The organism is Novosphingobium sp. (assembly GCF_027486195.1).
Taxonomy (GTDB): Bacteria; Pseudomonadota; Alphaproteobacteria; order Sphingomonadales; family Sphingomonadaceae; genus Novosphingobium.
Window position 1 is genome coordinate 25052 of record NZ_JAIXPP010000064.1, and the last position, 7915, is coordinate 32966.

Annotated in this window: 8 protein-coding genes; all 8 read right to left on the reverse strand. The window is 66.4% G+C overall.

The features are described from left to right. Positions 1-73 precede the first annotated feature (73 nt). Positions 74-1141, reverse strand: coding sequence for an AI-2E family transporter (locus tag Q0071_RS12450; protein WP_298169618.1), 1068 nt, complete (start codon positions 1139-1141; stop codon positions 74-76). Then, positions 1138-3693 carry a cation-translocating P-type ATPase gene (locus Q0071_RS12455; protein ID WP_298169621.1) on the reverse strand — a complete coding sequence of 852 codons (2556 nt, stop codon included), beginning with the start codon at positions 3691-3693 and terminating at the stop codon, positions 1138-1140. The genes Q0071_RS12450 and Q0071_RS12455 overlap by 4 nt, the downstream gene beginning before the upstream one ends. Then, positions 3686-4393, reverse strand: a complete 708-nt coding sequence (locus Q0071_RS12460; RefSeq protein ID WP_298169624.1) for a cytochrome c3 family protein — start codon at positions 4391-4393, stop codon at positions 3686-3688. The genes Q0071_RS12455 and Q0071_RS12460 overlap by 8 nt, the downstream gene beginning before the upstream one ends. Positions 4394-4416: 23 nt before the next feature. Continuing rightward, the gene (locus tag Q0071_RS12465) at positions 4417-5034 is read right to left on the reverse strand and encodes a hypothetical protein (RefSeq protein ID WP_298169627.1); all 618 of its coding nucleotides are present in this window, start codon (positions 5032-5034) and stop codon (positions 4417-4419) included. Positions 5035-5184: 150 nt separating this feature from the next. Beyond that, the gene (locus Q0071_RS12470; RefSeq protein ID WP_298169630.1) at positions 5185-6528 is read right to left on the reverse strand and encodes a HAMP domain-containing sensor histidine kinase; all 1344 of its coding nucleotides are present in this window, start codon (positions 6526-6528) and stop codon (positions 5185-5187) included. After that, positions 6521-7207, reverse strand: a complete 687-nt coding sequence (locus Q0071_RS12475) for a response regulator transcription factor (protein ID WP_298169632.1) — start codon at positions 7205-7207, stop codon at positions 6521-6523. The genes Q0071_RS12470 and Q0071_RS12475 overlap by 8 nt, the downstream gene beginning before the upstream one ends. Continuing rightward, a complete protein-coding gene (locus tag Q0071_RS12480) occupies positions 7182-7763 on the reverse strand; it encodes a cytochrome b/b6 domain-containing protein (RefSeq protein WP_298169637.1) in 582 nt (193 codons plus the stop codon). Before Q0071_RS12480 ends, Q0071_RS12475 begins: the two co-directional genes overlap by 26 nt. 29 nt (positions 7764-7792) lie before the next feature. Continuing rightward, the gene (locus tag Q0071_RS12485; protein WP_298169640.1) at positions 7793-7915 is read right to left on the reverse strand and encodes a PepSY domain-containing protein; all 123 of its coding nucleotides are present in this window, start codon (positions 7913-7915) and stop codon (positions 7793-7795) included.

Consider the following 7915-nt stretch of genomic DNA (forward strand, 5'->3'; position numbering starts at 1 on the left):
CAGGGGGGGTAAGGGTTCACCTCTGTGAACGTGAGGTATGTGGCAGCACCTTTCCGCGCGACACTGTCGGAATCTACGCAGCCGGCCGAACGTCGCGAAAGATGTCCCAGACCGCAATGAACAGCGCCGCGATCACCGGCCCGACCACGAAGCCGTTGAAGCCCATCAGTTCGAACCCGCCGAGCGTGGCTATCAGCACCATGTAGTCCGGCATCCGCGCATCCCGCCCGACGAGGATCGGGCGGACCACATTGTCGACACTGCTGACGATGAAGAAGCCGACAAGGAACAAGGCGCCGCCGCGCCACAGGTCGCCCGTGAGCAGCAGCCAGGCGGTGACAGGAACCCAGATGAACGCGGTGCCGATGGCGGGAAACAGCGAGAACACCCCCATCGCCACGCCCCACAGCAGCGCGCCGCCGATCCCCAGCATCCAGAATGCGATGCCCCCGGTGAGCCCCTGCAGCACTGCGACGACCAGGCTGCCCTTGATCGTGGCACGCACCACCGCGACGAACCGCGCGATCAGCACGCTGCGCTGATCGCGCGGAAGCGGCAGGCAGCTTTCGATCCGGTCGAGGATCCGCGCGCTGTCACGCAGCAGGAAGAAGGTGAGGTACAGCATCACCCCGAGCGACAGGAAAAAAGCGAGCGCCCATTGCCCGATATCGAGCGCCCGGCCTGCGAGAGGCTGAAGGCTGCTCGCGAAGGTGTGGGCGATCCGCTCGCGCACATGAGTGAAATCGCCGAGGCCAAGATCTGCAAGCCAGCCGCGCACTGCTTGCGGCAGATGCTGCTCGGCCGATGCGAAGCCCCGGGCGAAATCGATTTCGCCCGATTGCAGACTGGCATAGGTCGCCGCGGCCTGACTCAGCAGTGCGGCGCCCAGCAGCATGGCCGGAACGACCGCGACCGCGATGACGGCCATCAGCGTGATCGCTGCGGCCAGGTTGGGGCGCCCCGGCGCATGGCGCAGCAGCGCGGCGTTGAGCGGCGCGAACAGAATGGCCGCGATCACGCCCCACAGGATCGCGCCGGCGAACGGCCCGACCAGCCAGGCAAAGGCGAGCGTGGCAGAGACGAGGAGGACCATAAGAAAGCCGCGCTCCAGCGCGCCGCGAGGGGCCTGTCGCCCGGTCATGCCGCGCCCTCGCGGAAGAGCGGCGCCTGATCACCCCGGCCTATCAGAAACCGGCCGAGAACAATCTTGCCCACTTCGAGCAGCACCAGCAGCATAACGCCGAGGCCGCCCGCCAAGGCCATGTCGCTCCACGCGATCTTGCCGAACTTCAGCAGGGTCTGTGCTGCCGGGATGAACAGGATGGCCCCGGTGATTGCGGTGACCGCCAGCAGGACCATGCGCAAGGCCGTGTTGGGCCGCAGCAGCGCCTGCGCCAGCGATGCGCTGAACGAGCGGTTGACGAAGGTCAGCGCCAGCACCGCAGCGATCAGGGCGAAGAACATCAGGGCGCGGAGTTCGCTTTCGACCATGCCGCTTGCGGTCTCGGCGAAGAGCAAGGTTGCCAGCAAGGCCAGTGCCGTGCCGCCCTGAAACACACTCCACGCGATCATGCGCCAAGAGAACAGCGCCTCGTCCGGCACGCGAGGCGGGCGTGTCATGATATCGGCCTCGTCATCCTCGGCCTCGAACACCAGCGCGCAGACCGGATCGATCACCAATTCGAGCAGCGCGATGTGGATCGGGCCGAACAGCAGGGGCAAGCCGAAGAGCAAGGGGATCAGGGCAAGGCCGGCTATCGGCACGTGCACCGCGAAGATGAAGGCCATGGCCTTGCGGAGATTGTCGTAGATGCGGCGCCCGAGCCGCACTGCCTGCACGATCGCGCCGAAGTCGTCCTGCAGCAGCACGATTGCCGCTGCCTCGCGCGCCACATCTGTACCGCGCTGACCCATTGCCACGCCGATATGCGCCGACTTGAGCGAGGGGGCATCGTTCACCCCGTCGCCGGTCATCGCCACGATCTCCCCCGTGGACTTGAAGGCCTGGACGATGCGCAGCTTCTGTTCGGGCATGATCCGGGCGAACACGGTGACCGCTTTCAGGCGCAGCGCCAATTCGGCATCATCAAGTACGGCAAGGTCATCCCCGGTCAGGACATCGCCATCTGCGATTCCCGCCTCGATTGCGATGGCACGCGCGGTCGCGGCATGATCGCCGGTGATCATCACCACCCGGATACCCGCGCTGCGGCATTCGGCGACTGCGGCTGGGACGCTGGCGCGCAAGGGATCGGCGAGCCCGACAAGTCCGGTTAGCGTAGAGTGATAGTCCTGCTGGCTTTTGGCCCAATTGCGGTCCTTCGGAGCGGCGGTGGCGACAGCCAGAACGCGGATGCCCCGTTCTGCCATGGCCTCGACCGCCGCTTTCATCGCCGCGTGGTCGCCATCCGACAGGCGGCACAGCCCGGCAATGGCTTCCGGCGCGCCCTTGGCAGAGAGCCGCAAGTCCTCGCCATCGTCCCACACGTTCGACATCGCCAGCAAGTCCGGGCGCAAGGCATAGGCCTGCACCAGTTCGCCGTGGGTTTCGGCAAGCGGCGCCGCGTGTCCCCTCGCACCGTGGATCGCGATTTCCATCGGGTCGCTTGGCGTCTCGGCACTGGCAAGCGCTGCCGTTTCGACCAGTGCGTGGAACCCCTGCGGCAGCACCGAGCCCGGCTTCAGCGCGAATGTCTCGCCCGAAGGCAGCCACAGCGCCGCCACCGACATGCGGTTTTCGGTCAGTGTGCCGGTCTTGTCGGTGCACAGCACGGTGGCCGAACCCAGTGTTTCGATCGCGGCGGCGCGGCGGGTGAGGACGCCGACTTTGCCGATCCGCCACGCACCCATCGCGAGGAATATGGTGAGCACAACCGGAAACTCCTCCGGCAGCATCGACATGCCGATGGCGATCCCGGCCAGCACGGCCTCGATCCACCCGCCGCGCAGCAGGCCGAACAGCAGCACAACCGTGAGCGCCACAGCGCCGCCACCCAGGGCGCACCAACCCACGATCCGCGTGGTTTCGCGCCGCAGACGCGGGGCTTCCGTTTCCAGGCTCGCCAGAGATTGGCCGATGCGCCCGATCTCGCTGTGCCGCCCCGTAGCCAGAACGCGCGCGATCCCGCTGCCGCGCGTGACGAGCGAGCCCGAATAGAGGAACGGCAGGCCATCCCCGCCGGGACGCGGGGCGGGTTCGTCCGCGATCGCCGCCGCCGCGATCTTGCCGACAGGCACGGATTCGCCTGTAAGCAGCGATTCATCGGCCTGCAGATCATGGGCCTCAATCAGCCGCGCGTCCGCAGCGATCCGGTCACCCTGTGCCAGCACGATCAGATCGCCGCGCACCACCTCGCGCCCGGCAATGCGCAGCCGCGTGCCGTCCCTGATAACGAGCGCACGCGGGGCTGACAGATCGCGCAGGGCTTCCAGCACATGTTCGGTCCGCGCTTCCTGAATGATCGTGACGGCAATGGAGAACGTCGCGAACGCCAGCAGGATCAGTGCCTCGCTCAGGCTCCCGAGCAGCAGATATGCGCCTCCGCCCAGCAGCAGCAGCGCCAGCATCGGTTCGCGCAGCACGCCCAGCGCAATCCGCAGGACGGAACGCTGCCCCGCGCGGGCAAGCTCGTTTGGGCCATCGGATGCCAGCCGGGCCGCAGCTTCGGCAGGCGTCAGACCTGCTTCAATCACCGCGCCCACCTTCACCCCCGCCTTCGTGGCCTTCCGCGCCTTCACCCGAACCGCTGCGATGGCAGGCTACGCAGTTGCCGATGTTCTGGATGCCTTCCTCAGCATGTTTGGCGCGGATCTGGTCAGGCTGGTGTTCGTGGCAACCGAAGCAGGTGTAGCGGCTGGTGTTCCCGCCGATGTGGCAAGTTGTGCAGGCCGTCTGGTGTGGCCCGCTCAGGGCAAAGAACCGCGTGTGATCGAACGTCGCGGGCTTCCATGCTTTTGCTGAATGGCAAGCCGCGCAATTGCTTCCGGCCTGTGCGTGAAACGGCGTGGCCGGGGCGCGGTGGCATGCGGCACACTGCCCGCGCACATCCGGCCGCAGGAGGGCATGCGCGAAACGGTGCTGCGCCGCTTTCAGCAGCAATGGCCCGGTGTGATCGCTGTGGCAGGCCATGCAGTTGGCTTCGCTGAGCGCCCGATGGAACGCGATCCGGGGGGCACCGGCTTTCACCGGCACACCCTTGGTGGTGCGGAGGCCAATGTCGGTGAGTTTGTGGCAGGCGGTGCAGCGCTGCGCCGAGACGCCGCGCAGCGGTGCGTGGCAGGCGAAGCAGTTTCCGGCGATTTCGCGATGCGCCGCTATCACCGGGCCGGGCGCGACCATCGCTTGCGGCCACGCAAACGTCAGCGCGATCAACCCGCCAAGGACCGCGATCATCAGCCAGAGGCCCCACCGGCACATCAGTGCCAGCCCCAGAACAGAAAGGTCGAAGCGATGTGCGCCAGCGCGAGCACGCAGAAGGCCAGCGTGATCGGCAGATGCACGACGCGCCACGACTTGACGAGATCATAGGTGAGGCTGTCCCAATAGGTTTCGTCGTCGAGTGCCCCATCCGACAACCCCGCCTCAAGCAGCTGCGCCCGGTTCGCCACCAGCCGCTTGCGCGAGGGCCCCATCAGGTATTTTCCGGTAAGGCCGCTCGCCACGTTGATCAGCATGGCCGCGACCGCCAGCCACGCGAGCACCGCGTTGAAATGGATGCCGGCGTGGACGAGGATCAGCAGTGAACCGGCCCAGGCCAGACGCTCATGCAGCCGCAGCAACGTAACCGGCTTGCCCGAGGAGATGACCTTGTGCTTGCGCAGCGAATAGGCTGACGAGGCGAGGATGAGCAGCACGCCGGGAATGCCGAGATAGCGGCCGATCCAGACCAGACCCGCCAGATGCAGCCCGGCATCGACAGCGAGCGCAGCGCCGATCAGCGCCAGAAGCATCAGCGCGAAAGGCACAACCTCTCGGCTCAGCAGGCTGCTGCGCGAGATGATGTGCCGATCGGGCTGCAACTGTGGTCTGGTCATGTTCGCCAATCCTCACGGCAACCGATTTTGCGCCCGGCAGCGCGCCCAAGGAACAGCGCTGTGGTCGGCGGCCATCAAGGGAGGCCGCGGCCGGACCTTCGGTCGGCCAAAGACCTGACAGAAACCTGACGGGGATGAAGGCTCGTGCGATTATCGGCCCGGTTCGGGCGGCGCGAATGTGACCTCGAACAGCGCTCCGCCGCCGGGCGCATTGCGGGCCGTGATCGCGCCGCCATGCGCCTCTGCCAGGCGCTGGACGATGCCGAGCCCCAGCCCGGCGCCATCGCTCTTGCGGCGATCCTTGCGCCAGAAGCGCTCGAAGATATGCGGCAGGTCCTCGTCAGCAATGCCTGGCCCGTGATCGCGCACGCTGAGCTGCGGCCCCGGCCCGGCGGTGACCTCGATCGGGGTGGCGCCGGGGGCATGGGCCAGGGCATTGTCGATCAGGTTGCGATAGATGCGGTAGATCGCCTCGGCATGGCCTAGCGCGCGGGTGTCGCCAACCGCTTCAAAGCGCAATTCGCGCTGCGCCGCGAACGCCTTGGGCGCCATGGCCCCGACAATGTCTCGCCCGATATCGGCCAGATCGACCAGCACATCAGGCTCTACCGCGAGCGCATCGGCCTGCGCAAGATCGAGCATTTGCCCGACCAGTCGCGCCATATGCTGGGTGTCCGCCTGAAGGTCATCCCGCAAAGGACCAGGTGGCAGCTTGTCGAGCGAAAGCTGCATGATCGACAGCGGCGTGCGCAGTTCGTGCGCGGCATTGGCGGTAAAGCCGCGCAGGATCGCCATCGTCTTATCCAGCCGGGTCAGCGCGCGGTTGACCGCCCGTACCAGCGTGTTGACCTCACGCGGCTCGGGCGCCTCGGAAAGGCGCAGGAGGACGTTGTCGGGGTCCAGCGCATCGACTTCGGCCTCTGCGCGCTGCAGCGGCCCCAGCACCCGGCGGACGGCGAACACGTTGAACAGCAGCAGGAGGAGCGAAAGCGGGATCAGCGGCAGGACGACGTGCTGCACGATCTCGTTCGCGATCACGGGCACATAGGGCCGGATGCCATCGCCTTCGAATTGCATGTAAAGCCACCGCTGCTGCCCGCCCTGCTGCACCGAACGGACCCCCGAAATCCGGTAGCCGCCGGGAATGCGCTCGCGGCGAGTCCAGTCCATCAAGACGCCGCTGGGCGCATCGACGCGCGATGGCGGAGGCGCTGATCCACCAGCAGCTGGCTCGACATACCGGGCTGCCCAGTGCTCTGCTCCGGGTGGTCCGGCCAGCAGATCAGGGACCGGAGCCGTCGATCGTTCTGCTTTGTTGGCTTCCAGAGTCAGGAGTTCCTGCGCCAGCGATTCAGGCTGGCTGCTGTAAGTGAATACAACGATGCCGACGTCGAGAAGCGCGAACAGGAGCGTGAAAGCGGCCAGCCGCGTCGCAATCTGCCGGAAGAGCGTGGGGCCGGCAGGGCCCCTCTTGCTGTTGCCCGCCTTATCCATGCGCAGCTATCGGCGCGAACAGCGCATAGCCCACGCCGTGGACAGTCGTAATCTGCACGTCCGCCCCGGCTGTTGCCAGCCGCTTGCGCAGGCGCGAGACGCAAGCCTCCAACGCGTTGGGCGTTACTTCCGCGTCCATCGAATAGAGCGCGCCCTCGATCGCCAGTTTGGCCACGACATGCCCCGCCCGTCGAAGCAGACATTCGAGCAGATCCACCTCGCGCGGAGTCGCAACCACGGGCTCGCCTGACACCTTCACGCTACGCTCGGCCGAATGCAGCGTGACATTGCCTGCGGAAAGCTCGGTGCCCAGCGATGCGCCGGGCCGTCGCAGCAGCGCCCGGCACCGCGCGGCCAGCTCGGGAATCTGGAACGGCTTCACCAGATAATCGTCCGCGCCCGCATCCAGACCGACCACCCGGTCATCAAGCCCACCACGCGCGGTCAGGACGAGAATCGGCATCGTGTCCTGCCGCCGCCGGAGCCCGCGCACCAGATCCAGTCCTTCGCCGTCAGGCAGACCGAGATCGAGCAGCAACAGGTCATACATGGTGATCGCCAGTGCATGCTCGGCTCCGGATACGGTCTCGCACCAGTCGACCGCAAAGCCCTGACGATCGAGACCCTCGCGGATCAGGCTCGCCAGCCTTGCATTATCCTCGACCAGGAGCAGGCGCATTGTCGATATCCGTTCCAACTGCTGCCCGCTTGTAGCCGGTAATCATCGCGAGTGGCAGGTTCTCGTGATGGCGCACGCTTTCGGCAATCGCGCCGATCACGTGCAAGGCCACTGCGCCGATCAGCACGTTTGCGGCGGTTTCGTGCAATTCCTCGACCCAGCTCACGCCCCAGAAGGCATCAAGGCCCATCATCCAGCCGCTGGTGCCGACCACAGCGAGCAGCACGAGCAGGAGTACGATCATTGCCGCGCCTGCAGGATTGTGGCCCAGATAGCGCGGCTCGCGCCGGCCGAGCATGGCGCTGACATAGCCGAAAAACCGGCTCGGGCCCGGCACGAAGCTGGCGAAGCGGGCGTGTCCGCGCGCGATCAGGCCCCAGATGAGCCGCACGGCCAAAGCTGCCACGACCACGTAGCCAACGTTGATGTGGGCGCTCTTTGCCTCGCGCAGGAAGGTCAGGTTGGCGATGACGCCAGCCGCAACGGTCCAGTGGAACAGGCGGACAAGCGGGTCCCACACCCTGACCTGGCGGGGAACCAGGTCAGGGTCGGGCATGGCCGCGCGGGGGGGAGCCGCAGCCATGATCAATCAACGTTGTTCTGGACGACCGCGCCGGTCACCGGGTTGAAATAGACTTCGGCGCGCTTGCCGTCCTTGGTGTGCGCGTAGATTTCGTAGCAGCTGCCCGAAACCTGGAAGACCTTGAT